General features: G+C 69.3%; 1 protein-coding gene. It reads left to right on the plus strand.

The genetic code is table 11. The features are described 5' to 3' along the window. Positions 1–103 precede the first annotated feature (103 nt). A complete protein-coding gene (locus tag JNW87_RS38555) occupies positions 104–1,435 on the plus strand; it encodes an IS4 family transposase (protein ID WP_109800250.1) in 1,332 nt (443 codons plus the stop codon). Positions 1,436–1,566 lie beyond the last annotated feature (131 nt).

Genomic DNA, 1,566 nt, shown 5'->3' on the forward strand with positions numbered 1-1,566 from the left:
CAATGCCGCGTAGCCTAAGTTGATCATGGTGTTGGGTGGGTATCCGGGGGTCTGCGGCGTGGCGGGATGACGCCGATGGTCCTGACCGTTTTGATCACGGGTCATGGCGGCGGATGTGGTGGGTCGTCCGGGTGTGCGGCCGGATCAGGTCACGCTCGGGGTGTTGATCTCGCAGGTGCCCAGGGATGCCGTCGATGAGGCTGTCGCGGTGTGCGGGGTGCGGGAGAAGCGGTCGGACGGCAAGCTGCCTGCGCACGTGACGGCGTATCTGACGTTGGGGTTGGCGTTGTTCCCCGAGGACGACTACACCGAGGTCGCGACGAGGGTGACCGGGTCGTTGGACCGGTTCGGGTGCTGGGATGCCGGCTGGAGCGTGCCGACCTCGAGTGCGATCACTCAGGCCCGTAAGCGGTTGGGGCGGGCGGTGTTCAGCGAGCTGTTCGAGAATACGTGCGGGCCGGTCGCGGGGCGCGTGGGCCCGACCTCGGCGGTCACCGCGTTGGGTACGGCACGGGGGTCGTTCCTGCGGTCGTGGCGGCTGCTGGCGATCGACGGGTTCGAGGTCGACGTGCCCGACAGCGACGACAACGCCGCCGAGTTCGGGTACGCCGGGTCCGGTGAGAATCGGTCGGCGTTTCCCAAGGCCCGGGTGGTGGCACTGGCCGAGTGCGGCACGCACGCGTTCGTCGCCGCCGAGATCGGCGGCTACGCCACTGGGGAGAAGACCCTCGCGGCCCGGTTGTACCCGCGCCTTCGGCCTGACGAGTTGTTGACCGCCGACCGCGGGTTCTACTCCTGGACCGCATGGGATACCGCGCAGGCCACCGGCGCGGCGCTGGTGTGGCGGGCCCCGACCCAACTCGACCTGCCCGTGGTCAGGGTCTTGCCCGACGGCACCTATCTGACCGTCCTGATCAAACCCACGATCCGGGGTGGACGCCGCGAACGGCTCCTGGCCGCCGCCCGCGCCGGACAGGACCTGGACGACATCAACGCCGTCCCGGACGCCTTCGACGACCGCGGTCTGCCGGTCGTCCACCTTGCCCGGGTGATCGAGTACGACGTGCCCGACCGGGAAGGTAACGGCACCGGCGAGCTGATCGTCCTGCTGTCCACGATCACCAGCCCCGGCCAGGCCCGGGCCGATGAGCTGGCCGCCGCCTACCATCAACGCTGGGAACAGGAGACCGGCCACGACCAGCTCAAGACTCATCTGCGCGGGCCCGGCAGGATACTGCGCTCCAAACTTCCCGACCTGGTCTACCAGGAGATCTGGGCCTACCTGATCATCCACCACGCGATCAGCGCCCTGACCGCCCAGGCCTCCGCCGCCGCCGACCTGGACCCCGACCGGATCTCCTTCACCAAGGCCCTACGCCTGGTCCGCCGCACCGCCACCGGCACGGCGGACATTCCCCCCTCAGGACTGGGCTGACGCCCTGCCCAAGCACCTGACCGACCTCGCCGCTCTCCTGATCCCCGACCGCCGGGAACGCACCTACCCCCGCGCCGTCAAACGCGCACGCCACAACCAGTACCGCGTCAAGAAACCCGACGAACCAGGCG

Origin of the sequence: Micromonospora sp. ATA51 (assembly GCF_016802855.1) — a bacterium.
GTDB classification, from domain to species: domain Bacteria; phylum Actinomycetota; class Actinomycetes; order Mycobacteriales; family Micromonosporaceae; genus Micromonospora; species Micromonospora sicca.

Coding starts and splice junctions, on each gene's coding strand:
- JNW87_RS38555 (WP_109800250.1), top strand. CDS start 104: ATGGCGGCGGATGTGGTGGGTCGTCCGGGTGTGCGGCCGGATCAGGTC.